Consider the following 24,634-nt stretch of genomic DNA (forward strand, 5'->3'; position numbering starts at 1 on the left):
AGGCCGTGCGACTTCACGCCTACCACCGAACGCCCAAGCTCGAAGAGGTTCCGGAGCCGGCCGTGCGCGGGCCGCTGGATGTGATCGTACGCATCGGCGGCGCCGGGCTGTGCCGTACAGATCTGCACATCATCGAGGGACAGTGGGAGCCCAAGACGGCGGTGCGGCTGCCCTACATCCAGGGCCACGAGAACGCCGGCTGGGTCCATGCCGTGGGCGCCGCCGTCACCAACGTGTCCGTCGGTGATCCCGTCATCCTGCATCCGCACGCCACCTGCGGGCTGTGCGGGCCCTGCCGCCGGGGCGATGATGTGCACTGTGACAGCTCGGCCTTCCCGGGCGTCGACACCGACGGGGGCTTCGCCGACCTCATCCGTACCAACGCGCGTGCCGTCGTCAAACTCCCCGCCGGCCTGGCGCCGAAAGCCGTCGCGGCCTTGGCCGACGCCGGTCTGACGGCATACCACGCGGCCAAGAAGGCGGCCCGCCGGCTCGCCCCCGGCGACCGGGCCGTCATCATCGGCGCCGGCGGTCTGGGCCACATCGGCATCCAGGCCCTGCGCGCCCTGACCCCAGCCGAACTGATCGTGGTCGACCGGTCCCCGGACGCCCTCAAGCTCGCCGAGACTCTCGGTGCCCACCACACCGTTCTCGCCGACGGCACCCAGGTGGAGCACGTCAAGGACATCACCGCCGGGCACGGGGCCGAGGTAGTGGTGGACTTCGTCGGGGAAGGCGGCGCCATTGACGACGGGATCGGAATGCTCCGCCGCGCCGGCGACTACCACGTCATCGGCTACGGGGGGCAGTTGAGCGTCCCGACCATCGACGTCATCTCCACCGAGATCAACTTCATCGGCAACCTCGTCGGCTCCTACACCGACCTCGTCGAACTGATGAACCTCGCTGAACGCGGACTGGTGAATCTTCACACCACCACCTACCCCCTCGACGCCTTCGAGCAGGCCGTCAACGATCTGGCGGCGGGCCGCGTCCGCGGCCGGGCGGTGTTCATTCCCTGACGCAGCGCCCCCTGACAGGTGATGGCCGCCCGCAGCCAGGGCGACCTGGCCACCGCGATGCCGCCGAGGGGCAGCCATCGCGGCGCACTGGTCCGGCACCGCACGCCGCGCAGCCGACGGCCGTCACCGCCCCTATCGCGAGAGGACCACAGCAAATGGCGAAGACCCTGCGCTTCAACGTCGAGGCGCGTGAACTTCTGGAAAGCGGCGTCAACGCCCTGGCTGATGCGGTGCGCGTCACGCTCGGCCCGAAGGGCCGCAACGCCGTCCTGGAACGCCTCACCGGCCCGCCCACCATCACCAACGACGGCGTCACCATCGCCAGGGAGATCCAGCTCAAGGACCCTTTCGCCAACCTCGGCGCCCAGCTGGTCAAGGAGGTCGCCACCCGCACCAACGGAGACGTGGGCGACGGAACGACAACCGCAACGGTGCTGGCACAGGCCATCGTCCGCGAGGGGCTGCGTGCCGTCGGGGAAGGCGCCAACCCCGTGCTGGTCAAGAAGGGCATCGAGGACGCCGTCGAACGGGCCGTCGCCTCCCTGCACGAGCAGTCCCGGCCGGTGTCGACCGACGACGAACTCGTGCGCGTGGCGGCCCTGTCGGCCAACAACGACCCGGCCATCGGTGAGGCCATCGCCCAGGCCGTGGCCCGCGTCGGACGCACCGGCGTGGTGACCGTCGAGGAGTCCCCGGTCTACGGGCTGTCCGTGGAGTTCGCCGAGGGCCTGGAGTTCGACAGCGGATGGATCTCGCCCTACATGGTCACCGACCAGGCCCGCATGGAGAGCGCGCTGGAAAACCCGTACATCCTCCTGTGCGACACCAAGGTCAGCAGGGTGCAGGATCTGATGCCGCTGCTGGAACAGGTCATGCGCACCGGCGCGCCGCTCGTGGTGATCGCGGAGAACGTGGACGGCCCCGCCCTGGGCATGCTCGTCACCAACGCGGCCCATGGCACATTCCGTTCCCTGGCCGTACAGGCGCCCGGCTTCGGCTTCCGGCGGATCGCCGAGCTGGAGGACCTGGCCGCCCTGACCGGTGGACGGGTCATCACCGGCACCGCCGGAAGGACGCTGGAGCGGGCGTCCCTCGATGATCTCGGCCGGGCCGACAAGATCATCACCACCGAGCGGACCACCACTGTCCTGGGCGGGGCCGGCTCCAACGAGCAGGTGGCCGAGCGCATCGAGAATCTCAAGACCGAACTCGGCCGTGCCGTCAACGAACACGACCGGGAGAAGATCGGCGAGCGCATCGCCAAGCTTTCCGGGGGAGTCGCCGTCATACGGGTGGGAGCGGCCAGCGGCGTGGAACTCAAGGAAAAGCAGATGCGCCTGGAGGACTCCCTCGCCGCGACCCGGGCGGCGGCGGAAGAGGGCGTGGTCGCCGGCGGAGGCGCCGCACTGGTCCACGCGCGCAAGGCCGTGGACGCGCACGAGACGCACGACGCCGACGAGGCGGTGGGGCGCGGCATCGTCGCACGCTCCCTGGCCGAGCCGCTGCGGTGGATCGCCATCAACGCCGGTCTCGACCCGGACGCCGCCGAGCGGGAGGTGCGTTCCCTCCCGGACGGCTTCGGCCTGGACGCTCTACGGGCCGACTACGCCGACCTGCACGAGCGCGGCATCATCGACCCGCTGAAGGTGACCCGCAGCGCCCTGCAGAGTGCGGCGTCCATCGCCGGCCTTCTGCTGACCACCGAAACACTGGTCGTCGAGGAGATCATCGGTAACCCGGGCTCCATCCACGCGCCCGGCCACGGCGACCTCGCAGAGGGTATCCCGCGGCCGTCCAACATTCCCTGATCCGCACCTGGCCGCAGCCCCACAGCCGATCGAGCCACCAGGCGGTGACCTCGCACATGGAAGCCAGCTCTCCTTCCGTTACAGCCACGGCCGTCGTACCGCCGTCGACGGCAAAGCGCCGGCGGCGGCGTGAGAGGGTGCGCTACACACTGCTGGGTCCCGCCTTCGTGGCGGCAATCGCCTACGTCGACCCCGGCAACTTCGCCACCAATATCCAGGCCGGTACGCAGTTCGGCCCCTTGCTGCTGTGGGTCGTTCTGTCCGCCAACGCGGTCGCCATGCTCCTGCAGTACCTGTCGGCAAAGCTGGGACTTGCCACCGGGCGGAGCCTGCCCGAACTGTGCCGGGACACCTATCGGCGGCCAGTGGTGTGGGGGTTGTGGCTACAGGCCGAAGTGGTCGTCATGATGACCGACCTGGCGGAAGTTGTCGGCGGGGCCATCGCATTGCACATCCTCTTCGACTTGCCGCTGCCTTTCGGCGGCCTCGTCGTCGGCACCGTCTCCCTGCTTCTGATGCCCATGCGCGGCCGGGGCCGGCGGCGCTTCGAAGTGCTCATGGCCGCGGGTCTGGCGCTTCTGCTCGGAGCGTTCGCCGGGCAGTTGCTGTCCACCGGCAACCCGCTCGACTTCACGCCCGGCCTGGTGCCCCGCCTCGACGGGGCGGACAGCTTGCTGCTGGCGGGCGGCATCGTGGGAGCCACTGTGATGCCCCATGTCGTCTACCTGCATTCCGCACTCACCACCGAGCGGTACCGCCCAGACGAGCGTCGGCCCATGGCGCCCGCCGAGTCCTCCCGCCGTCACCTGCTGCGGCACATCCGCACGGACGTGTTCCTTGCCATGGGCGCCGCCGGGGTGATCAACGCGGCCCTGCTGATCTCAGCGGCCGGCCTCTTCCACACTTCCGCTCCCGAGGCGGCGAATTCGCTCTCCGCCGCCCACTCCGCCTACGAGCGCCTGGCGGGTCCTCTCACCGCCACCACCTTCGCACTGGCGCTGCTGATCTCAGGCATGGCGGGCACCAGCGTCGGCATGTACGCCGGGCAGGCTGTCATGGGTGGCTTCATCCGACGCCGCGTACCGGCGCTACTGCGCCGCATTCTGACACTGATCCCCGCCCTGGTCATTCTCAGCGGCGGTACCAGTCCGACCGGAGCACTGGTGCTGAGCCAGGTGGTGCTGTCCTTCGGCATCCCCTTCGCCCTGATCCCGCTCATTCTGCTCACGCAGAATGAAGCGATCATGGGCCGCTGGGCCAATAGACGGCGCACCAGTGCCGCCGCGTGGCTGATCAGCGGCATCGTGATCGCCCTCAACATCAGCCTGCTGATCGGCATGGCGAGGTAGCGCCACTTTGCCGGCGCCCGCTGCGGAGCGCAGTCTCGGTTTGCGTTGGCCGAGGCGTTCGTTTCGCCCGAGGCGGCGTACGGGCCGCCCTGGACACCCTCATGTCGTGCCGGTGTCCAGGACGGCCATCTGCCGGTGTCAGAACGCGCGGAAGTGGGCCCCGCGGCCCCGGCGCAGCGCGAATGTGACATCCACGGCGCTACCTCCTGGGCCGTGAGCACGATGAGCTCGTGCCCTCCCGCCTTTCGCTTACCGAGACAGCGGGGGCGTGCTGCGCGGTGGCTTCCGGGTCTTCGCGGCCTTCTCGTAGGCGTACGCGAGCGAGAGGAGCAGCGGCTCGCTGTACTCACGTCCGAGCAACTCGGCGCCCACCGGCACGCCGATCGGAGCGGCCTTGGTGGGGGTGGAGAACCCGCCGGGGAAGCAGACGGCCGGGAACCCCGTGCCATTCGACAGGGTGCCATTGCGTTCCGGTTGCGGAACTCCGACCGGGGAGACGAGCACCTTCTGCAGCGGATACAGGATCGCCTCGAGGTTGAGCTCGGCCATCTTGGCCGACACCGCCAGCCGAAGCTTTTCACGGTTGAGCGTGCGGTCCTTGTACTCCGGGTTGTTCAGGCCGTCCTTGACCGCCAGTTCCTGCTCGAGCGTCGTCTGCACCTCCGGCGTCGCCGTCTTGGAGGCGACCAGCTGGTCGAAGGTGCGCACCGGGGCGTCCGGGCCGAGGGAAGCGAAGTACGCGTCCATGGCCGTGTGCGCTTCCCAGCTCGAGTTGGCCACAACGGACTGCAGGGTGTCGTACGCCGGCAGGCTGAAGCGGACGATGGTCGCGCCCTGCGATCGCATGGTGGAGATGACGTCCTCCATCACGCGGTTGACCTCCTGGTGGCGCGCTTCGGTGCCGAACAGGTTGGTCATCACGCCGATGCGGGCGCCGCGAAGCGCGTTGCCCTTCAGCTGGTCCGTATAGCTGCCCGGAGTGCGGCCGACACCGAATGCCGTGATGGGGTCGTCCGGGTCGTAGCCCACCATGACGTCGAGCAGCCGGGCTGCGTCCTCCACCGTGCGGGTGATGGGTCCGATCTCGTCCTGCGTGATGCTGTTCGGCATGACGCCGTGACGGCTGATCAGGCCCCTTGTGGGGCGTACGCCGACGAGGCTGTTGGCAGAGGCAGGGGAGCGGATCGACTGTCCCGTGTCACTGCCCGTGCCCAGGACGGCGAAGTTCGACGCGATCGCCGCACCGGTCCCGCCGCTGGACCCGCCCGGTGTCCGGCTGAGGTCGTAAGGGTTGAGGACCTGCCCGCCCAGCGAACTGATCGAGTTGCCGCCCCGGGCGAACTCCTGCAGGTTGGCCTTGGCGAGGATGAGTACCCCCGCCTTGCGCATCTTCTCCACCGCGAATGCGTCGGCCGGGGGCATGGAATTACGCATGGCGGTGTTGCCGCCGCTGGTCGGCAGGTCGAAGGTGTCGAAGTTGTCCTTCAGGATGACCGGGATGCCGTGCAGCGGGCCGGTCAGGCCAGAACGCCGGTACTGGCGGTCCAGGTCGTCGGCGATCTCGAGCGCGCGTGGGTTGAGGGTGATGATCGCCTTCAGGGCCGGCCCTTGCTTGTCGTAGGCGGCGATCCGGTCGAGATATTGCTGCACCAACTTCCGACAGGTGAGCTGACCGCGGCGGTACGCCTCGTGAATGTCGGCAATGGTCGCCTCCATCAGTTCGAAGCTGCCCTCGCGGGGCGACAGCCCGGACGTGCCGGTCGCTGCCTGCGGGGTGGCAGCCTTCTGCGCGAAGGCCGGGTCTGCCGCCCCACCCACGATGCCCAGCGCGCCGACCGCGCCTACGGCACCTATGAACCCACGCCTGTTGAGATTGCTCGACTCGCTCACGCGCGTCACCGATCCTCTCTGGTACTGCCGCTGGGCGGCAGCTAGGAATTCACATCGCGTTACAACTTCAGTCGGCGTGCTCCGGGTTGCACCCCGGTTGGACGCCATCCAGGGGCGTGGGGGACAGGCCCCCCCGCCCCTGGGTGATCGGTCCTATCGCCCGTGGTGCTTGTCGGCGAAATGCCCCTTCTTGATCACCCCGTGTACGCCGACGGTGCGGTCCACGACCTGGGACACCTCGAAGTTGGCGGCCGCCGACAGGTACGCGTATGCCACCGGGCGGTCCATGCCGAGGTCGTGCTCAAGGAAGTCCAGCGCATTGACCACGGCGCGCCGCATGGCGACGTTCAGGTCGCTGATCTGGCTGTTCTGGATGCCGTCGGGGTCCGACAGACCCACCGCCACCCACTCGTCGGGGGTCTCGGCGAAGGGGTAGTGGAAGGCGACGGACGGGGCGTCACCGGAGCCCTGCTTGCACACGGTCAGGCGGAAGGTCGTGCGCAGGGAACCCTCCATGGCCGTGAGCGCCACCTCGCCGTTGCCCATGGCCATGTGCGGGTCGCCGGTGTAGAAGAGCGCGCCCTCGGCGAAGACCGGCAGGTAGAAGGTCGAGCCCTGGGTGAGCAGGTTGATGTCGATATTGCCGCCCCCGAGGGTCGGCGGTATGGAGTTGAGCGTCGGTGCGGTGAGGGTGTCCCCGGACGCGAAAGCGACGCCCATCATGCCCATGTGAGGATTGAGCGGGAAGGCCACTTCACCTGAAGTGCCCAGCGGCATCACGCCGTTGAGGACCTTGGACGAACCGCGGCGGATCGGCGTGAAGAGCGAGACATTGCCGTAGTCGGCAGGGTCGCTGGTGGGCCGCCCGTCCGTCGACGCCGGCGGCATGACCTCGTCGAGCGTGATCCCGGCCGGGGCCGAGCCACCGGACTGGCGGGCGAGGGCGCCCTTGCCGTGGCGGCTCGACACGACACCATAAGGCACGCGAGGCAGGATCGAGAGCATCTCGATCTTCAGTACGTCGCCGGGCTGCGCCCCCGCAACGTGGATCGGGCCGGTGACCACGTGCGGGCCGTCGACATCGAAGTTCCTGGTGGTCCGGTCGTAGTCACGGGCGACAGCGATCGCGTCGCGGAGCACCTGATTGGCGGGCACGCCGTGGTCGGCGAAGTAGGCGGCGGGGTCGCGCCCCTGGTCCTCCAGGAGCCCCTCGTGGGAGAGTGTGTCGACGGTCACCGTCTCCCCGGAACGCATCCGCAGCACCGGCTGGCCGTCGAGCGAGGGGACGTACCCCCAGCGGACCTGCTCCGGTAGCGAGGGCAGGTAGTGCTTGCCGTGGACCGCTCCCTTGCCGGGCTGGAGGATCTCACTCGGGTACGCGGTCGTGGGCGCCTTCGCGGACTCCGCAGCCTGTGCCCGGCCCTGCGTGAGCAGCGTCGCAGCGGTGGCCGCGGTGGTCACGGCGGTGGCAGCGCGGAGGAAACCGCGGCGCCCGAGGCCGGAGATGAGTAGCTCCCGGGCGTCGCCCGGGTCCATGGCGGAGGTGTTCATGCGTACTCCTGTCGTCGTGTCGTGCTGTGTCGTGAGATCGGTCCCAGGGGGAGGATTGGGCATGCGTGAGCAGCGCCGTAGCGGGGACTGCAGGGGATCGCGCCGCCCTGTGGCGGGTCGTCGCGGTTGAGAAGGCCGGGCCTGGTCGGCGGAAGGTCAGGCCTGGTCGGTGGAGGCCGCGCTGTCGTGGCGCGTGCGCCGGATCAGCTCGTCGACGTCTGCGAGATGACGACTCATGGCCTGGGCTGCCGCCGCCGGATCACGGGCCTCGATTGCGTCACGGATCGCCCTGTGGCCGGCAAGGGATGACAGCCGGCCCTCCCGTGTGCTGTGGGAGTCCTTGCGTACTGGAGTGGTCCATGAACTGACCATCGTGGTGAGCGCGGTGAGCAGCGGATTGTGGCTCGCCCTGGCCAGGGTCAGATGGAACTGGATGTCCAGCTCGAGCGACTTGGCCCCGAGCAGGTTCTCGTCCGTGGCGTGCAGGATGTCGTCCATTTGCAGCAGGTCGGCGCTGGTGGCGCGCGTTGCCGCGAATTCGGCGATCTTCGGTTCGATGACCGTCCGCAGCTCGGCCACATTGGCCAGTTCCCGGTCGGCCTCGGCCAAGTCGGCCAGCTTGGTATAGAGATCGTCGACCTGGGTGGGCGGTGCCAGCACCACGGTGCCTCTGCCCTGCCGACGCTCGATGAGGTGCTTGGCCTCCAGCTGGTGCAGGGCTTCCCGGAGCGAGGTCCGTGACACCGAAAGCGACTCGGCCAGTTCGCGCTCCGACGGCAGCCTGTCACCCGGGCCGAGCTCGCCCAGCGCGATCAGCTGCTCCAGATGGGCGACCAGCGCGTCGCTGATGCTACGGGCACGGTTGCGCAGCGGTGGCACCTTCGCCACTCCCATGCCGTTTACCTCCTCGCCCAATATGCAGTCAGCGTACAGTGCCTGTTCACCGTGGGTCCCGGGGTTCGAGTCCACCGGCCGAGTGCTGCATATGGTCATGTCCACGCGCCGAAGTCGCTCTTACGGATCAGGCAGTGGACGCCCTTGACGTCGTCCACCACCTGGCTCACCACGAAGTCCCCGGCGGCACTGAGATAGGCGTACCCGACGTCCGTCGGCACCTCGTACAGATCGGCAAGCACCCGCAGGGCCTCGCGGACCGCCTCGCGGAACGCCTCGTTGAGGTCTCGGTGCAGGCCCAGCGCGAGCCAGTGCTCCGAGGTCTCGCCGAAGGGCCGGCTCAGCAACCCCAGCAGGGCACGGCTCTCGGCCGCCGGCAGCACCGTAGCGCGCAGGGTTGCCCGCAGTGGGGCCTCCAGCGCGGTGAGAGCCACCTCGCCGTGCCCCTGGGCGTAGTGCGGGTCGCCCATGAACAGCCCGGCACCGTCTACCTGCACCGGCAGATACAGGCTCGTACCGGCGACCAGGTCCTTGACGTCCATGTTGCCGCCGAACGGCCCCGGCGGCACGGAGTTGAGCGGAGCTTCACCACTGGGCGTCACCCCGACGAGGCCGAGGAACGGCGCGAGGGGGAAGCGCAGCTCCCGGCCGCCCGGCACCGCCAGGCTTCCGATCCCGTCCGCCGAGGCCCGGCAGAACGTGGACACGGCGCCCGCCTTCTCCGGGTCGCTGGGATCGGACACGAAGCCGGGGTACGGGAGGGGAGGCAGCTCCCCGGCCAGGGCGCCGTAGCCGTGCCTGCTGGAGATGACTCCGTACGGAGCGCGCGGCACAAGCTCCAGGAAGTCGAGCTTCAGTACGTCGCCGGGCCTGGCCCCGCTGACCGTGATCGGCCCGGTGGTGACATGCGGTCCGTCGCCGACGGCGTCGCGGACAGGGTGTGCGGCCGCGATGTCGACGGCGTCGTGCAGCACGCCGGCGGGGTCGACCCCGAACTGCCCGAAGAAGGCCCGCGGATCCCTGCCCTGGTCCTCCATGATGCCCTCGTGGGAGACGGTGTCCACGGTGATCGTCTCCCCGGAGGCCATCTCGGCAGCCGGTGCGGCGCCCTCGGCGGGCAGCCATCCCCAGGTGACCGTGTCGATGGTCGACGCCAGGTAGTGCCGGCCGGGTATGGGGCCCTCGTGGGACTGGAGGAGGGGCAGGCTCATGAATCGTTCCTCTCCGGCGTTTCCGGCGTTTCCGGCGTGCCCGGGGCTTCTGGGATTCCGGCGATGAGGTCAATCTCGATTGCGGCGCCGACGGCCAGGCCGGTGACGCCGACGCAGGTGCGGCTCGGCAGCGGGCCGCTGAACCAGGTCTCGTAGGCGGCGTTGAACTTGTCGAAGTCGTCGAAGTCGGTCAGATAGACCCGGACCATCAGCACGTCGTCGAGCGTGAGGCCGAACTGCCGGATCACGGCCTCCAGATTGCGGCGCACCTGCTCCGCCTGGGCGACCACTCCGCCCTCCACCAACCGGTCTGTCGCCGGGTCGGTGGGCATCTGGCCGGTGACGAAGACCAGCGATCCGAAGCGGGTCGCGTGCGCGAACGGGCCGACCTGCGGCGGCACGCCGTCCGCGGGCGAGAAGACAAAGGTCTCTTTCCTGACCGGCTTCGCGGGCTGTGCTGCTGTCATACCGCCTCTCCTACACTGTCCGCCCCCATGACCCGCAGGAACCGGGCCGTTGCCGGGTGCCTGGGGCGGGTGAGGAGCACCTCGGCGGGCCCCTCCTCGACCACGGACCCGTTGCTGATGAACACGACCCGGTCGGCTACCTCCTGCGCGAAGCGCAGCTGGTGGGTGGCGATGAGCATGGTCAGCCCGTCCTCGCGGGCGAGCCCGCGGATCACCTCCAGCACTTCATGGACCAGCTCCGGGTCGAGGGCCGACGTCGGCTCGTCCAGCAGCAGCACCCGGGGATTCGGTGCGAGCGCCCGGGCGATCGCCACGCGCTGCTGCTGCCCGCCCGACAGGTGTCGTGGCAGCGCGCCCGCCCGGTGCGCGAGACCCACTCGTTCCAGCAGCTCGCCCGCCCTGCGTTCCGCCTCCGCGGCCGGCATCCCGTGCACCCACCGCAACGGGCCCGCCACATTCTCGAGCGCGGTGAGGTGGCTGAAGAGGTTGAAGTGCTGGAAGACCATGCCGACTCCGACCTCGGCACGGGCCCCGGCGACCTTCGCGGGGGACAGCGCCCTGCCGTCCTCCCGGTAGCCGATACGGCGGCCGCCGATCAGGACGGCCCCCGAGTCCACGTCCTCCAGGTGGTTGATGCTGCGCAGCAGGGTGCTCTTGCCGGACCCGCTGGGGCCGAGCAGGGCGACGACCTCGCCGGTCCGTACGGTCATGTCCAGCCCGTCGAGTACGACTTGCTCCCCGTACTTCTTGTGCACATCGCGGACCTCGACGGAGGCTGGTGCGCCGTCGAGCGCCGCCGCGCGGGCTTCCCGCTCCCACGGCTCGGGCGGGGCCGGCGGCACCCACGCTTCGTCGTCGGCCACGGTGTCCTTCGCCGCGGCCACCACCGGCAGGGGTATGGGCCGGCGGACCGGCAGCAGCCGGTACACCCACGACCGGGACGCGGGGCGGTCCAGGTCGAGTGCGCGCTCGGCAGCCAGCTGTATGACACTGATGCCTCCGGTGAGGACGAGATACATCACCCCGGACGCGAAGAAGATGGAGAAGAAGTCGAAGGTGGACGAGGCGAGTTGGGTGCTGCGCAGGGTCAGTTCCTGAACGGCGATGAACGACGCCAGCGAGGAGTTCTTGAGCGTATTGACGGCTTCGTTGCCGAGCGCCGGGACCATGAGACGTATCGCCTGCGGAGCGATGATGCGCCTCATGGTCACACGCGGTGTCATCCCGAGCGCCTGCCCGGCAGTGATCTGTCCCTTGTCGACCCCGAGCACGCCGGACCGGAAGACCTCCGCGATGAACGTGGCCTCGTTGGCCGCGAGCGCGAGCGCCGCCGCCGTCAGCGGGTTGAGCGTCAGCCCCATGTGCGGCAGTGCGTCGTAGGCAAAGACCAACTGCAGGATCAGCGGCGTGCCCCGGAAGACGATCGTGTACCCGCGTGCCACCGCGGACAGCGCCCGGTGCCTGGACAGCTGCATGCTCGCCAGCGCGAACCCCAGCACCAGACCGCCGAGCAGCCCCAGTGCGGTCAGCTGCAGGGTGATGAGGATGCCCTGCAGCAGATACGGCATCTCCAGGTAGTGGAGAAAGCTGGACATCAGCCCGTCACCAGCTTGGGCGCCTCCAGGGTGCCCGTGTCGAGAGACCACTTCTTGAGCAGTTTGGTCTCCGTGCCGTCCTTCTGAATCTCGGTCAGCGCGGCCTTGATGGCATCCCGGAACTGGGTCTTGCCCTTCGGCACCGCGATGCCGATGGAGTAGGGCAGCGTCACGGCGGTCGCCTTGCCCAGCGTCTTCGGGTTCGCCTCGACGGCCTTGTTCACGGTGTTGACGTCGTTGATGTAGGTGTCCGCCCGGCCGGCGAGAATCGCCTGGACGCACTGGGCGTTGTTGTCGTACAGCTGCACCTGCGGTGCGGGACGGCCTGCGGCCTTGCACGCACCGGCGAGGTTCTGAACGAGCGGCACTTCGACGAATCCGGTGTTGAGCGCGGCTGTGGTCCCGCAGAGGGAGGTGTTGATGCCCGTGATCTTCTTCGGGTTGCCCTTGCGCACCAGCACCCCGTCGTAGACCTTCGAGTACGTGACGAAGTCAGCCGCCTTGGCACGCTCCGCGGTGGCGTAGATGTCGGAGATGACGAGGTCGGCCTGTCCGCTCTGCAGCGTGGGCAGCAGCGCCGGGAACGCCACCGCCTTGTAGGTGAGCTTGAAGCCCAGACAGTCACCCAGGGCGGTGCCGAGATCGATGTCGAATCCGATGTACTTGCTCGGATCCTTGGGGTCGAGCGCCTCGTAGCCGGGCGTGTGCGGGTTGATCGCGTTGGTGAACGTCTTGCCCTTGAGCTCCGGGTACGTGGTCTGCAGCTGCTTGCAGGCGGACGAAACCGGGGCTGCGGTCGCCGTGTCGTTCGCCGTCGCCCCGGTGCCGCAGGCCGACAGCGTCATGAGGGCGACCGACGCGACGGACGCCGCTGCTATCGGGGGAAGTTGGCGCATGGACCCGTTCCTTCAGTCTCTGGTGCAGGGGAAGCATTGGACGGATGGTCCGACCAATTGCGCACACCATACGAACGCCCCGCTCCCGCGTCAGTAGCCGATCGCGAATGTCATGGTGTTCTTACCGGCGCGAAACAAAACCCGGCCCTGCTCGGGTTCCGGACGTTGACGCGAAACCTCATCGAAACGCCCAAGGCTTCGGCCCGAGTCGGAATGGAACGGCCCGGCAGGGTGAGGAGTCTGTAACATCGCCTTATTCCGGATGACGCGGATCGGTAATCGCTACTGGCTGAAGTAGTCGCCACAAGCAGCGGCGAGGTGCCAAGACCTCGGCGCCTCGCCGGGAGGACCGCCTCATGCCTGAGATGTATTTCCGGGTTCGCTGGCCGGATGGTGAAATCCAGCGTTGCTATTCCCCTTCGACAGTTGTCGAAGATTATCTCGAAGCAGGGACCACCTACTCCGTCGCCGATTTCGTCGAGCGGAGCCGGCAGGCCCTCGGTATTGCGAGTGAGCGAGTGCGGGAGAAGTTCGGCTTCGCTTGTACCGGAGCGTCTGACCAGTTGGCCCTGATCGAGGGCGCCGCCGCCGCGTACATCACCGTAGCGCAGGCCCACGTCACCGTGGAAGCCTTGCTCAACGCCGACGGAAGTGAGCGATGAGGCAGATGGGTCGAGTGGACATTGCCGGAGCGCACTATCCGGTAGCCGTCATAGGCGGCGGCCAGGCGGGCCTGTCCGTGAGTTACTCTCTTCGCGAGCGTGGAATCGATCACATTGTGATCGAGGCAAAGCGGGTCGGGCAGGAGTGGCGCTCGCGGCGCTGGGACACATTCTGTCTGGTGACGCCGAACTGGCAGTGCAGACTTCCCGGTTTCCCTTATCAGGGGCCCGACCCGGACGGATTCATGGTCCGGGACGAGATTCTGCGGTATCTGGAGGACTACGTGTCCTTCTTCCGTCCGCCGCTGGTCGAGGGCGTACAGGTGACCCGGCTGGGGCGCGCGGAATCCGGCGTCTTCGAACTATCCACGGATGCCGACGACTTGACGGCAGATCAGGTAGTCGTGGCGACCGGCCCGTACCACACGCCGTCGGTGCCGAGGATGGCCGAGCGGCTGCCGGCCGACGTGTTCCAGCTGCACTCCTCGCAGTACCGCAACCCCGAGCAGGTGCCGGACGGCGGTGTGCTGGTCGTGGGCACCGGACAGTCCGGTGCCCAGATCGCCGAGGACCTGCACCTCGCCGGGCGGCAGGTGCACCTGGCCGTCGGCAGCGCACCTCGCGTGGCCCGCTTCTACCGGGGCCGGGACTGCGTGGCTTGGCTGGACGACATGGGGCACTACGCCAAGAGCATTGGCGAGTTCGACGACGCCGGCGCCGTGCGGATGCGGGTCAACCACTACGTGACCGGGCGCGACGGCGGGCGCGACATCGACCTGCGGGCCTTCGCACGCGACGGCATGCGGCTGTACGGACGCCTCACCGGCATCGACGGCCCCGCGCTGGAATTGGCCGATGACCTGAAGGTCAACCTCGACCGGGCCGACGCGGTCGCCGACGGCATCAAGGACGCCATCGACGCCCATATCTCCGCCCAGGGCATCACCGCGCCCGAGGAGGCCCGGTACGTCCCCGTGTGGGAGCCGTCCGAGCAGCCGGCCGAACTCGATCTGGCCCAGGCCGGGATCACCTCCGTCATCTGGTCGACCGGCTTCACCCGCGACCACCGGTGGATCGAGATACCCGCCTTCGACGGCCGCGGCTATCCGATGCACTGGCGCGGTGTCACCAGTTGCCCCGGCCTGTACTTCCTGGGCCTGCCCTGGCAGAACTCCTGGGGATCCGGCAGGTTCGAAGCCGTGGGCCGGGACGCGGAGTTCCTCGCCGGCCACATTGATGCCTCACGCCTTGTCGCCGATGTCTGCGGCACTCTCACCGGCGCTCCCACGGAGCTCACCGCTGCCCTCCCCGTCGGCTGAAGGGATTTGTCCGAGCATGGTTTTCGACGCCCACCGCCACATCGGCGTGCTGCCCGCCTTCCCCTTCTACGGCGGGCCGCCCGTCAACCCCGACACCACCGCCCGCGGCACAATCAAACAGCTTCTCTCCGACCTCGACGCCGAGGGCACCGAACGCGCCCTGGTCCTGCCCAACTACGGCGTCCCAGATCCAGATGTCGCCTTCTCCTTCAACGAGTTGGTAGTCGAGGCCGCCCAGTTGGACGACCGGATCCGGGCAGGGCTGTGGGTCTCGCCCCGTCCCGAGGACGCGCACCGCACCGAGCAGGCCCTCACTCTGGCCCGTGAAGGAGGCGTACGGGCCCTCAAGCTCAGCTTCCTGCTCGGCGGCAGCGCCACCGACCCCGCCTGCCGCCCGATGCTCGACCGGATCTTCCAAGAGGCCGAGCGCCTGGGGCTGGTCGTCCACGTCCACACCTCGCCCGGCGCCGCATCCGACATCGACGAGGTCGGCCATCTCGTCGACTGGTACGCCGACAAGGTGCCCGTCCATCTGGTGCACTTCGGCGGTGGGATGAGCGGCCACATCAAGCTCGTCGGCTCCCGGTTCTTCGACTGGATCGAGTCCGGCAAGCGTGTTTACACAGACCTCTCCTGGGCCATTGGCTTCGCGCCGCTCTGGCTGGCCCGGGAGATCGAGCGCCGCGGTATCGGCCACGACCGCGTGCTCTTCGCCAGCGATCAGCCGTGGGGCGACTTTGCGGGCGAGCACGCCCGGATGTCCGCCGCGGCCGGCGACGGCGAACTCGGCGAACTCGTCTTCCGGGACACCTTCGCCGCGCTTTACGACTGAATCCCCGCCCACCCTTCGCACACACATGAGGAGACAGCCATGTCCGAGAACACCACCGCGCTGACCGACGTCGAGCAGAAGTCCCTGGGCGAGATCCCGCACCCTTCCCTGCCCGAGGGCTCCAGCATCTACGGCTCCACCAAGGTCTTCCCCGACTACCAGGCCGAGAACGGAGAGACCTACTTCACACTCGTCCACGGCATCGCCCACGAGTCCTCGGTCTCCTTCGTCGCCGTCCTGCAGGCCACCCGCGCCCTGCGCAAGGGCTTCGAGACCGCCATCTACTTCTATGGCCCGGGGTCGCTCAACTGCCTCGCCACACGCGGCTTCCCGACCGTCGGCAACTCCGCCTTCCCCGGCGAGCACAACATCAACAATCAGCTCAAGACCTTCATCGCAGAGGGCGGCAAGGTCTACTGCTGCCGCTTCGGCCTCTCCCTGCACGGCGCCCGCGAGGAGGACCTGATCGAGGGCGTGATCCCCACCCACCCGCTGGACGTCCAGGACGCGCTGATCCACTACGCGCGCAAGGGCGCCATCATCAACTCCACCTACCAGCTGTAAGGGGTGCGACGTGAGCGTTGACACTGACACGACGACGGCGGTGGATGTGCGGATCACGACCCGCGCCGAACTCGCCCTGCACGGGGTTGCGTTGGACGCGCCCGTGCGGCGGCCGGACGGCGCGGGGCCCAGCGATGACGGCCACGTCCTCGTCGACGGTGCCAACGCCGCGCTGCCCCGCAATCCCGATAGTCCCTACTCCGTACGAAACGGCAAGGTCTGGCTCGGTGAAGAGGACACCGGCCTGGAGCTGCGGACCGTACAGCGACCCCGGTTCTACGACCTGACGACGGCCGACGGTGTCCCGTACGAGCAGATAGCCCGCCTGCACGGATCGGACGTGCTCGCCACGACCGTCGTGCAGACCTGTATCCGCTACGCCGAGTCAGACCGCTGCCGCTTCTGCACCATCGAGGAGTCACTGCGCTCCGGCGCCACCGTCGCGGCCAAGACCCCCGCCCAGCTCGCGGAGGTGGCCGAGGCGGCGGTCCGCCTCGATGGCGTCAAGCAGATGGTGATGACCACCGGCACCACCACCGGGCCCGACCGCGGTGCCCGCAATCTCGTACGGTCCGTGCGCGCCGTGCTGGAGGCGGTGCCCTCACTGCCCATCCAGGTGCAGTGCGAGCCGCCCGGCGACCTCGCGTGGATCCGCGAGCTGCACGACGCCGGGGCGACAGCGATCGGCATCCACGCCGAAGCCCTCGACGACGAGGTACGAAGGCGTTGGATGCCCGGCAAATCCACCGTCCCGATGGCCGAGTACGACGCCGCCTGGGACGAGGCCGTCAGGGTCTTCGGACCCAACCGCGTCTCCACCTATCTGCTGGTCGGCCTCGGCGAGGACCCCGACGAACTCATCGCGGGAGCAGGTCGGTTGATCAGCCGGGGCGTGTACCCCTTCGTCGTCCCCTTCCGCCCCATGAGCGGCACCCTCGCCGCCCGCGACGGCATCGCGGCCCCGAGTGCCGAACTGCTGCGGTACGTCTCCCAAGGCGTCGCCGAGAAGCTGCGGGCGGCCGGGATGAACGGCGCCGACCAGGGCGCGGGCTGCGCCGCCTGCGGCGCGTGCAGCGTGCTGCGCACGGCTGGCGGGTGAGCCATGTATCTCGACGGCGGGAGCAGTACCGGTCTGGTGACGGGCCGGACAGAGGACATCCTCGCGCTGCTCGGCGACCGCAGCACCCTCGCCCGGCAACAGCCCGAGTTCCACATCGAACAGGCGGAAGCGACAAGTGAGGTAAACGCCTACCGGTCCTTGCGCCGGGACGCCTTCGTCCACGAGCAGGGGCTGTTCGAGGGCCATGACCTCGACGACCGCGACGAGGACTCCCGCACCCTCGTTCTGATAGCCAGAGACCGCACAACGGGCGCTGTCGTCGGCGGGGTACGGCTCGGCCCTGTCGAAGCCGGCCCGGACATCGGCTGGTGGGCGGGCGGCCGACTGGTCGTCGCGCCCGGCGCCCGTGGCCCGCACGGGATCGGATCGGCGCTCGTGCGAGCCGCGTGCGCCCGCGCCGAAGCGGAGGGTGTACTGCGCTTCGAGGCGACGGTGCAGGTCCGCAACGAGGTGTTGTTCAGGCGGCTCGGCTGGCGGCGGGTGAGGCTGGTCACAGTCGCCGGGACACCGCATGTGCTGATGCGGTGGCCGATCGGCCGGATCGCCGCCCAGGCCACGGCCACCAAGGCTGCGCTCGGCCCGCTGCTGGCGGCTCTTCATGGACCAGCGGCCTCTGCTCAGGACCGGGTCGGCGGGGCCCTGGGCCAGCCGCAGCGGACCGCCCTCGGCGGCGCCGGCTTCGTCGGCGACGACGGGGCTCCGGTGCCGGGCACCGAGGTGATCGCGGCCTGCGACGCGATCGTGCCGTCCATGGTCGAGCGGGACCCGGAGTGGGCAGGATGGTGCTCGGTCCTGGTCAACGTCAACGACCTGGCGGCGATGGGTGCTTCGCCGGTCGGGCTGCTGGACGCGCTCGGTGTGCCCGACGCCGCGCACGCGGCCCGGGTGCTCGCCGGTCTCAAACAGGCGGCCGACGCGTACGGCGTTCCTGTGCTCGGAGGGCACACCCAGTTCGGGGTGCCCGCCGCCCTGTCGGTGACCGCGCTCGGCAGGACGGCTCACCCGGTGCCGGGCGGCGGCGGACGCCCCGGGCATGCCGTACGCCTCACCGCCGACCTCGGCGGCGACTGGCGGCCCGGATACCGGGGTCGCCAGTGGGACTCGTCGACATACCGTCGTAACGACGAACTGCGCACCATGCTCGGTGCGGTGGCTGCCGCCCGGCCCGCCGCCGCCAAGGACGTATCGATGGCCGGGATCGCCGGCACCCTCGGCATGCTCGCGGAAGCGAGTGGCTGCGGGGCGGTGCTCGATGTCGCCGCCGTCCCACGCCCCGAGGGCGCGGCGACCGGCGACTGGCTCACCTGCTTTCCCGGCTTCGCGATGCTCACCACCGACAAGCCGGGCGCACCACCCCTGCCCGCGGGTCCGGCGGACGGCGCGGAGTGCGGGGAGCTGGTCGCAGGACAGGGCGTCCGGCTGCGCTGGCCCGACGGGGAGATCACAGAAGCTGTCACCGAAACGGTGACCGGAATGGGGATTGCATGAGCACGCTGCGTATGGCAGCGGTCGCCGCCGAGTTCGGCCGCGACCTTGAAGAGGACTTCGCCATCGCCGAGCGGCTGATCAAGGAGGCACGCAGCGAGGGCGTACAGCTTCTCGCGCTGCCCGAGGCATGCCTCGGCGGCTATCTCCTCAGCCTCGACGACACGGCGTCGACCAATGAAGGGGAAGGGGACGCGGGCCCGCCCGCACTCGCCCTCGACGGCCCCGAGATCCGCCGACTGACGGCCCTCGCGGGCGAGATGACCGTCGTCGCGGGTTACTGCGAGGCGGATGGAGACCTGCGCTACAACAGCGTGGTCTGTGTCAACGGCGACGGCGTCCTCGGCAACCACCGCAAGGTTCACCAGCCACTCAGCGAGGACGCCAGCTACGCCTCCGGCGACCGCTTCGCCGCCTTCGACACCCCGGTCGGCCGGATCGGCATGATGATCTGCTACGACAAGGCGTTCCCGGAATCCGCCCGCGCGCTGGCCCTGGACGGCGCCGAGATCGGCGTCTGCGTGTCCGCCTGGCCCGGAGCACGTACGAACGCCACGACCGACCTGGCCGGGGACCGCTGGAAGCGCCGCTTCGACCTCTTCGACCGGGCCCGCGCCCTGGAGAACCAGATCGTGTGGCTGTCCGCCAACCAAGCGGGTACCTTCGGGTCGCTACGCTTCGTCGGCAGCGCCAAAGTCGTCGACCCCGGCGGCGAGATCCTCGCCGACACCGGTGTGCCGGCCGGCCTGGCGGTTGCCGAACTCGACGTCGCACAGGCGCTGGAGACCGCCCGCCGGTCAATGGGTCACCTGCGCGACCGGCGCCCCGAAACCTATAGTTACGCAGGAGCAGTCAGCGCATGACCACAATCCGGATCGCGGCCGCAGCCGCCCATTTCGGCCGTGACCTGGAGTTCGATCTGGCCCGCGTCGCCAAGCTCGTCGACGACGCCCGCAAGGAAGGCGCCGGGCTGCTCGTCCTGCCCGACGCCGCCCTCGGCGGCTACCTCTCCGACCTGCGCCACCCGGACACCGAGGCACTGCCGCCCGCCCTCAAGCCGGACGACCCGGCGATCCTCCAAGTGGCCCGGCTGGCCGCCGAGATGGTGGTCTGTGTCGGCTACTGCGAGGACGGCGGCGACGAGCGCTACAACGCCGCCGTCTGCGTCAGCGGCGACGGCGTGCTCGGCCGCCACCGCAAGGTCCACCTCCCGGCCGGCGAGGTTGCCGCGTACACGCCGGGCGACTGCTTCAACGCCTTCGACACCCCGGTCGGCCGGATCGGCATGCTCATCGACTACGACAAGACCTTCCCCGAGTCGGCCCGGTCCCTGGCCCTGGACGGCGCCGAGATCCTCGCCTGCCTGTCCGCCTGGCCCACCAGCATCACCAACCGTGCCCCGCGCATGACCCAGGACCGGCAGGCCAGGCTCTTCGACCTGTACGACCAGGCCCGTGCCGCCGAGAACCAGGTCGTCCTCGCCTCCTCCAACCAGACCGGCGCCCTGGGCGGCATGCGCTTCCTCGGCCAGGCCAAGGTCGTCGGCCCCGGCGGCGACATCCTCGCCCGCACCTGGTCCAAGGCCGGGCTCGCGGTCGCGGAAGTGGACATCGCGTCGGAGCTCGACCGATCCCGCCGCGTCCTGCACCACATCGGTGAACGCCGGCCCGCCGCCTACCGGGAGACCCCGTCGTGAAGATCGCGCTGCTGAGCTACTCCACCAAGCCGCGCGGCGGTGTAGTCCACACTCTGGCGCTGGCGGAGGCACTGGCCGCCGCCGGTGAGGACGTCACTGTCTGGTCGCTGGGCCGGGGCGGCGACCGCGGGTTCTTCCGTCCGGTCGACCCAGCCGTCCGGCTGCGGATCGTGCCGTTCCCCGACGGCCCTCCGGCAGAGTCTGTCGGCGAACGCATCCTGCGCTCGATCGCCGTCCTGCGCGAAGCCTTCAGCCACCCGGATACACCGACGTACGACATCGTGCACGCCCAGGACTGCATCAGCGCCAGCGCGGTCGGGCACTGCATCCGTACGGTCCACCACGTCGACCACTTCACCACCCCCGAGCTCGCCGCCTGCCACGAGCGGGCCATCGTCGATCCGTACGCGCACATCTGTGTCTCGCGCACGGTCGCGGACGAACTCGCCGACGGCTGGGGGCTGAAGGCCGAAGTGATCCCCAACGGCGTGGCGTACGAGCGCTTCGCGGTGACGGACCCGGCAGCCCGCGCCCGCTGGCGGGACCGCTGCGGCCGGTACGTTCTCACCGTCGGCGGCATCGAGCCACGCAAGGGTTCCCTGGATCTGCTGGAGGCGTACGCCCTGCTGCGTACGGAACATCCGGACGTGAAGCTGGTGATCGCGGGCGGCGAAACCCTCTTCGACTACCGTGACTACCGGGCGAGTTGGGAGGCGAGGGCGGTCGAACTCGGCGTACAGCCGGTCGTCCTCGGCCCGGTCGCTGACGACGAACTGCCGCCGCTGCTCGGCGCCGCGGATGCTTTCGCCTTCCCCTCCCTCAAAGAGGGCTTCGGCCTGGCCGCGTTGGAAGCCCTCGCCGCCCGCGTCCCCCTGGTCGTCCGCGACCTGCCCGTCCTGCGGGAGGTCTTCGGCCCCACCGCCCGATACGGAGCCTCGCCCCAGACCCTCGCCGCCGAGCTCGGCCATGCACTCACCTCGAACGACCCCGTCCGGCAGGCGGCGGGCCAGGAACTCGCCGCCCGCCACACCTGGGCCGCAGCCGCGGAGCACCACCTTGCTTTCTATCGGTCCCTCGGCTGAGCCTCGTCACCTCCGTCAGCCGCTGAGCGTACCCACCGTGGTGGTGTGGACGTGCGGACGGGCGAGAAGTTCGGGCGCAGGATGAGCTGAAGCTCGTCCTTGGTCAGCAGGCCCTTGTCGAGGACGAGTTCACGGAGGCTCCGGCTGGTCTTCCGAGCCTCCTGGGCGACGGCGGTGGCCTGCTCGCAGCAATTGCGTGCACGGAGTCCTGCCCGCCACCGTCTACGCCTGGATGAGTTCGGCCGACGACTTGGCGCCGGCGGACACGGCCTCGCCGAGCGTGTGGCGCAGTACCCGCTCGCGCTCACGCGGATCGGTGGCGGCGAGCAGCGCGGTGAGCACGGCGATCCGGGCCTGGCCGGCCCGCAGCGTGCCGGTCGGCACTGCACCCGCGGCCACGAGGTCGACCGCGCCGCCGTGAGTGTAGATCTCGGTGACCGGTCCGGCCTGGACACGGGTGGTCAGGGCGACGAGTACGCCGCGGGAGGTGGCAGAGGCGACGGCCTCGACGATCTCGGGGGTGGCGTTGCCGGCGCCGGTGGCCACCAGGACGATTCCCTGGGCCCCCGCGTGCACGGCCGCTTCCAGCAGCAACGGGTCGGCGTCGGAGTGGTGCATCACCATGTCGACGCGGGGCAGGGCGTCCGGCACGCGGGGCAGGGCCAGCGCGGCCGGGCGCCGAGGCCGGCGCAGTACGGAGACCCGGCCGAAGCCGATGTTCCCGATGCGGGCGCCGGACGGGTCGCCGAAGGCGTCGGCGGCGAGCGTCTGCGTCTTGACGGTGCCGCGGGCGGAGTGCACCTTGCCGTCGAAGGCGACCAGTACCCCGAGATCGCGCGTTGTCGCGGCGGTCAGCAGCGCGTCGTGGAGGTTGCCGGGTCCGTCGCCGTCGGTCGCGCCAAGCGGAAGCTGGGCGCCGGTGAAGACGACCGGGCGCGGGTCGTCGTGGTGGAGGTCGACCAGGAACGCCGACTCCTCCAGGGTGTCGGTGCCGTGGGTGACGACGATGCCGTCCACGCAGGGGTCGGCGAGCACCTCGTGCACCGTGCGGAGCAGGGTGAGCTGGTGAGCGGTGCTCAGACGCGGGCTGTTCACGCTGAACAGATCGACGACCTCGACGGATATGCCCTCGGGCACCGCGGCGGTCGCCATGACCTCGTGGCCATGTGCGTCGGCGGCGAACCCCGAACCTTGCCAGCGGCTGGCTATCGTCCCGCCGGTGCTGATGACGACGACCCGTCCCACAGTGCCCACTCCTCGTTCGGCCGCAGGTGAGGCGGCGAATTCGACGGGGCACGCTGCCCGGCCTCGCCCTTGGCTCCGGCCGGGCTGCGCCCCGTGGCTGACTCCGGGGATGCCGGAGCAGTCGGTAGCAATGATAGGAGCCATGCCTCGCAATATGATCGCCAGTTTCTGCTCCTCCGTAACACGGGATGGTGGATAATTGCGCAATGGACGCGATCGACCGAGATATCTTGCGTGAGCTTCAGAACGATGGACGACTGAGCAATCAGGAACTGGCGCAGCGGGTGGGTCTGACCCCCTCGCCGTGCATGCGCCGTGTCCGGCAACTCGAGCAGGACGGGGTGATCCATGGCTATCGCGCGGTGATCGACCCGGAGGCGATCGGCCGGGGCTTCGAAGTCCTCGTCTCCATCGAGGTGAAGCGCGACCGTGAGGTGGTCGAGGCCTTCGAGGCCGGCCTCCAGGACATCCCCGACGTCATCGAGGCGTACCGGCTCTTCGGCAGCCCGGGATGCCTGCTGCGTATCGCGGTCGCGGATCTGCGCGCGTACGAGCGGCTGTGGATCGAGAAGCTGACCGCGCTGTCCGGCGTCACCGAGGTCAACTCGCAGATCATCATGAAGCGGATCAAGGAACCTCGCGGTCTGCCGCTGGACGGCTGACGCCTCGCGCTCCGGCCCCAGCCGGGGTCGCCCTCGTACGCAGCCGTTCAGCCCGGCCAGGTTGGGCGAGAGACAGCTGACGCCCGCGGAGTCAGGGCGTTCGTGCCATCCCGGCGCCGGCCTGCGGCTCGGGGACGCGGCTGTCACCTGTGGGAACACGCGGGCCGGTACTGCGGAGCAAGCGCTCGAGCGGGTGCTCCACCCAGTGATAGGCGCATGCGGAAAGGGCCAGGCTGACCACGATCACCACCAGCCACACCTGGGCCGTGCCAAGTGTGTCCTCCGGGCGTCCGTACCTCCCCAGCCACACCCGGATGACGACCTCGTGAATGAGGTACCAGGCGAACGACCAGTGCCCCAGTCTCACGGCCCACGCTCCGCCGAGGCCGGTCCTCCGGCCGTCCTGGTCCGCGCGGGCGGCCGCTGCCACAAGCAGCGCGAAGATGGGCGTGGAGAGCAGTTGCGAGGCCTGGTACGGGCTGTACCAGAGGGCCTCGGGAACGGCCTGCGACCAGGGCACCAGCACGAGGTGCCAGCCGATGGTCAGCGCCACGGCCGGCCACAGACCGATGAGTGGCCGCCAGCCGCGTGCCACCGCGAGGCCGGCCGCGACGCCGAGGAGGAACTGCAGCGTGCGGGTCAACGGCAGATAGTCGAGTGCCCAGACCCGAAGGCTCGGGTCGACGATCAGGGATCCGCTCAGCCATACGAGGACGGCGCCCACACAGACCATGACCCAGATCCAGCGGCGGCCGCGGCCTGAACGCACGGCTGGGAGGGCCATCAGCAGCGGAAAGATCAGGTAGAACCATGCCTCGTCACTGAGTGACCATGCGGCGGGGTTTCCGCCCTTCAGTACCACGTTGTCCGGTATCCAGGCGTGGACGAGGAGCAGCGACGCGACCACGGCCTTGGCCGAGACCGCCTTGCCCAGCCCGACCCAGGCCCCGACGGACAGCACAGTCGTGGCCGCGAGGAGCGGCCAGATACGGGCGAAGCGCCGCCAGAGAAAGACCTGCGCGGGTACCTGCTTGCCGTTGTACGTCCATGCCAGGACGAATCCGGACAGCACGAAGAAGAAGGTCACTCCGCTGCGGCCGTACCAGACGACCTCGCTTGCCCCGGGTATCTGGCCGACCTGCCGGGACAGGTGGTACAGCACCACCAGCAGAGCCGCCCAGAAACGCAGCCCGGTCAGCGAGGCCAGCCTGTCTCTGCCGGACAGGCCGGCAGAGGATCGGCGGGGGCGAGTTCTGTGTCGCATCAAGTGATTATCACCGGCGG

At 69.4% G+C, this 24,634-nt stretch carries 23 protein-coding genes; 13 read left to right on the forward strand and 10 right to left on the reverse strand.

Annotated features, from left to right (window positions below; all coding sequences use genetic code 11):
• Positions 1 to 5: 5 nt before the first annotated feature.
• The 3 genes from ACWDO5_RS05110 (at position 6) to ACWDO5_RS05120 (ending at position 4,179) form a co-directional block, all read left to right on the forward strand.
• Positions 6 to 1,022: an NAD(P)-dependent alcohol dehydrogenase gene (locus tag ACWDO5_RS05110; RefSeq protein WP_450528487.1), complete on the forward strand. Its 1,017-nt coding sequence runs from the start codon at positions 6 to 8 to the stop codon at positions 1,020 to 1,022.
• A gap of 155 nt (positions 1,023 to 1,177) precedes the next feature.
• Entirely contained in the window at positions 1,178 to 2,830 is a 1,653-nt protein-coding gene (gene groL / locus ACWDO5_RS05115) for a chaperonin GroEL (RefSeq protein ID WP_450528488.1), read from the forward strand.
• Positions 2,831 to 2,886: 56 nt separating this feature from the next.
• Complete coding sequence (locus ACWDO5_RS05120; protein ID WP_450528489.1) at positions 2,887 to 4,179, forward strand: Nramp family divalent metal transporter; 1,293 nt, start codon at positions 2,887 to 2,889, stop codon at positions 4,177 to 4,179.
• Between the two features lie 249 nt (positions 4,180 to 4,428).
• Here the strand turns inward: ACWDO5_RS05120 and ACWDO5_RS05125 are convergent, their stop codons facing one another.
• From ACWDO5_RS05125 to ACWDO5_RS05155, 7 genes are all read right to left on the reverse strand, one after another.
• Positions 4,429 to 6,069: an amidase family protein gene (locus tag ACWDO5_RS05125; RefSeq protein ID WP_450528491.1), complete on the reverse strand. Its 1,641-nt coding sequence runs from the start codon at positions 6,067 to 6,069 to the stop codon at positions 4,429 to 4,431.
• 153 nt (positions 6,070 to 6,222) lie between these two features.
• Positions 6,223 to 7,620 (reverse strand): acetamidase/formamidase family protein, encoded by a 1,398-nt coding sequence (locus ACWDO5_RS05130; protein WP_450528492.1) that lies wholly within the window; start codon positions 7,618 to 7,620, stop codon positions 6,223 to 6,225.
• Between the two features lie 156 nt (positions 7,621 to 7,776).
• Entirely contained in the window at positions 7,777 to 8,514 is a 738-nt protein-coding gene (locus ACWDO5_RS05135) for a FadR/GntR family transcriptional regulator (protein WP_450528494.1), read from the reverse strand.
• A 95-nt stretch (positions 8,515 to 8,609) separates the two neighbouring features.
• Positions 8,610 to 9,725 carry an acetamidase/formamidase family protein gene (locus tag ACWDO5_RS05140; RefSeq protein WP_450528496.1) on the reverse strand — a complete coding sequence of 372 codons (1,116 nt, stop codon included), beginning with the start codon at positions 9,723 to 9,725 and terminating at the stop codon, positions 8,610 to 8,612.
• The gene (locus tag ACWDO5_RS05145; protein WP_450528497.1) at positions 9,722 to 10,192 is read right to left on the reverse strand and encodes a RidA family protein; all 471 of its coding nucleotides are present in this window, start codon (positions 10,190 to 10,192) and stop codon (positions 9,722 to 9,724) included. The genes ACWDO5_RS05140 and ACWDO5_RS05145 overlap by 4 nt, the downstream gene beginning before the upstream one ends.
• A complete protein-coding gene (locus ACWDO5_RS05150; RefSeq protein WP_450528499.1) occupies positions 10,189 to 11,787 on the reverse strand; it encodes an amino acid ABC transporter permease/ATP-binding protein in 1,599 nt (532 codons plus the stop codon). The genes ACWDO5_RS05145 and ACWDO5_RS05150 overlap by 4 nt, the downstream gene beginning before the upstream one ends.
• Positions 11,787 to 12,683: an ABC transporter substrate-binding protein gene (locus ACWDO5_RS05155; protein WP_450528501.1), complete on the reverse strand. Its 897-nt coding sequence runs from the start codon at positions 12,681 to 12,683 to the stop codon at positions 11,787 to 11,789. Before ACWDO5_RS05155 ends, ACWDO5_RS05150 begins: the two co-directional genes overlap by 1 nt.
• A gap of 356 nt (positions 12,684 to 13,039) precedes the next feature.
• Between ACWDO5_RS05155 and ACWDO5_RS05160 the strand changes: the two genes are divergently transcribed.
• Genes ACWDO5_RS05160 through ACWDO5_RS05200 form a run of 9 tightly spaced genes read left to right on the forward strand, consistent with a single transcriptional unit; the run spans position 13,040 to position 21,443 of the window.
• A complete protein-coding gene (locus ACWDO5_RS05160; protein WP_450528503.1) occupies positions 13,040 to 13,345 on the forward strand; it encodes an MSMEG_0570 family nitrogen starvation response protein in 306 nt (101 codons plus the stop codon).
• Positions 13,342 to 14,664, forward strand: a complete 1,323-nt coding sequence (locus tag ACWDO5_RS05165) for an MSMEG_0569 family flavin-dependent oxidoreductase (protein ID WP_450528505.1) — start codon at positions 13,342 to 13,344, stop codon at positions 14,662 to 14,664. The genes ACWDO5_RS05160 and ACWDO5_RS05165 overlap by 4 nt, the downstream gene beginning before the upstream one ends.
• A 16-nt stretch (positions 14,665 to 14,680) precedes the next feature.
• On the forward strand, positions 14,681 to 15,496 hold the full coding sequence (locus ACWDO5_RS05170) for an amidohydrolase family protein (RefSeq protein ID WP_450528506.1): 816 nt from the start codon (positions 14,681 to 14,683) through the stop codon (positions 15,494 to 15,496).
• A 39-nt stretch (positions 15,497 to 15,535) separates the two neighbouring features.
• Complete coding sequence (locus tag ACWDO5_RS05175; protein WP_450528508.1) at positions 15,536 to 16,060, forward strand: MSMEG_0572/Sll0783 family nitrogen starvation response protein; 525 nt, start codon at positions 15,536 to 15,538, stop codon at positions 16,058 to 16,060.
• 10 nt (positions 16,061 to 16,070) lie between these two features.
• Positions 16,071 to 17,159 carry an MSMEG_0568 family radical SAM protein gene (locus ACWDO5_RS05180; RefSeq protein WP_450528509.1) on the forward strand — a complete coding sequence of 363 codons (1,089 nt, stop codon included), beginning with the start codon at positions 16,071 to 16,073 and terminating at the stop codon, positions 17,157 to 17,159.
• 36 nt (positions 17,160 to 17,195) lie between these two features.
• Positions 17,196 to 18,668 carry an MSMEG_0567/sll0787 family protein gene (locus ACWDO5_RS05185; protein ID WP_450528510.1) on the forward strand — a complete coding sequence of 491 codons (1,473 nt, stop codon included), beginning with the start codon at positions 17,196 to 17,198 and terminating at the stop codon, positions 18,666 to 18,668.
• Positions 18,665 to 19,528 carry a carbon-nitrogen hydrolase family protein gene (locus ACWDO5_RS05190; RefSeq protein WP_450528511.1) on the forward strand — a complete coding sequence of 288 codons (864 nt, stop codon included), beginning with the start codon at positions 18,665 to 18,667 and terminating at the stop codon, positions 19,526 to 19,528. Before ACWDO5_RS05185 ends, ACWDO5_RS05190 begins: the two co-directional genes overlap by 4 nt.
• The gene (locus tag ACWDO5_RS05195; RefSeq protein WP_450528512.1) at positions 19,525 to 20,361 is read left to right on the forward strand and encodes a carbon-nitrogen hydrolase family protein; all 837 of its coding nucleotides are present in this window, start codon (positions 19,525 to 19,527) and stop codon (positions 20,359 to 20,361) included. The genes ACWDO5_RS05190 and ACWDO5_RS05195 overlap by 4 nt, the downstream gene beginning before the upstream one ends.
• Complete coding sequence (locus ACWDO5_RS05200; protein WP_450528514.1) at positions 20,358 to 21,443, forward strand: MSMEG_0565 family glycosyltransferase; 1,086 nt, start codon at positions 20,358 to 20,360, stop codon at positions 21,441 to 21,443. The genes ACWDO5_RS05195 and ACWDO5_RS05200 overlap by 4 nt, the downstream gene beginning before the upstream one ends.
• Here ACWDO5_RS05200 and ACWDO5_RS05205 read toward each other — a convergent pair.
• Together ACWDO5_RS05205 and ACWDO5_RS05210 are read right to left on the reverse strand one after the other, a co-directional pair.
• The gene (locus ACWDO5_RS05205) at positions 21,425 to 21,751 is read right to left on the reverse strand and encodes a hypothetical protein (RefSeq protein WP_450528515.1); all 327 of its coding nucleotides are present in this window, start codon (positions 21,749 to 21,751) and stop codon (positions 21,425 to 21,427) included. The genes ACWDO5_RS05200 and ACWDO5_RS05205 overlap by 19 nt on opposite strands.
• Positions 21,666 to 22,688, reverse strand: coding sequence for an asparaginase (locus ACWDO5_RS05210; RefSeq protein WP_450528516.1), 1,023 nt, complete (start codon positions 22,686 to 22,688; stop codon positions 21,666 to 21,668). The genes ACWDO5_RS05205 and ACWDO5_RS05210 overlap by 86 nt, the downstream gene beginning before the upstream one ends.
• A gap of 206 nt (positions 22,689 to 22,894) precedes the next feature.
• Here ACWDO5_RS05210 and ACWDO5_RS05215 point away from each other — a divergent pair, with 206 nt between their 5' ends.
• Positions 22,895 to 23,350 (forward strand): Lrp/AsnC family transcriptional regulator, encoded by a 456-nt coding sequence (locus ACWDO5_RS05215; protein ID WP_450528518.1) that lies wholly within the window; start codon positions 22,895 to 22,897, stop codon positions 23,348 to 23,350.
• A gap of 91 nt (positions 23,351 to 23,441) precedes the next feature.
• Here ACWDO5_RS05215 and ACWDO5_RS05220 read toward each other — a convergent pair whose 3' ends face one another.
• The gene (locus ACWDO5_RS05220; RefSeq protein WP_450528520.1) at positions 23,442 to 24,614 is read right to left on the reverse strand and encodes an acyltransferase family protein; all 1,173 of its coding nucleotides are present in this window, start codon (positions 24,612 to 24,614) and stop codon (positions 23,442 to 23,444) included.
• Positions 24,615 to 24,634 lie beyond the last annotated feature (20 nt).

The sequence above is a fragment of the Streptomyces sp. NPDC000880 genome, from assembly GCF_053599675.1.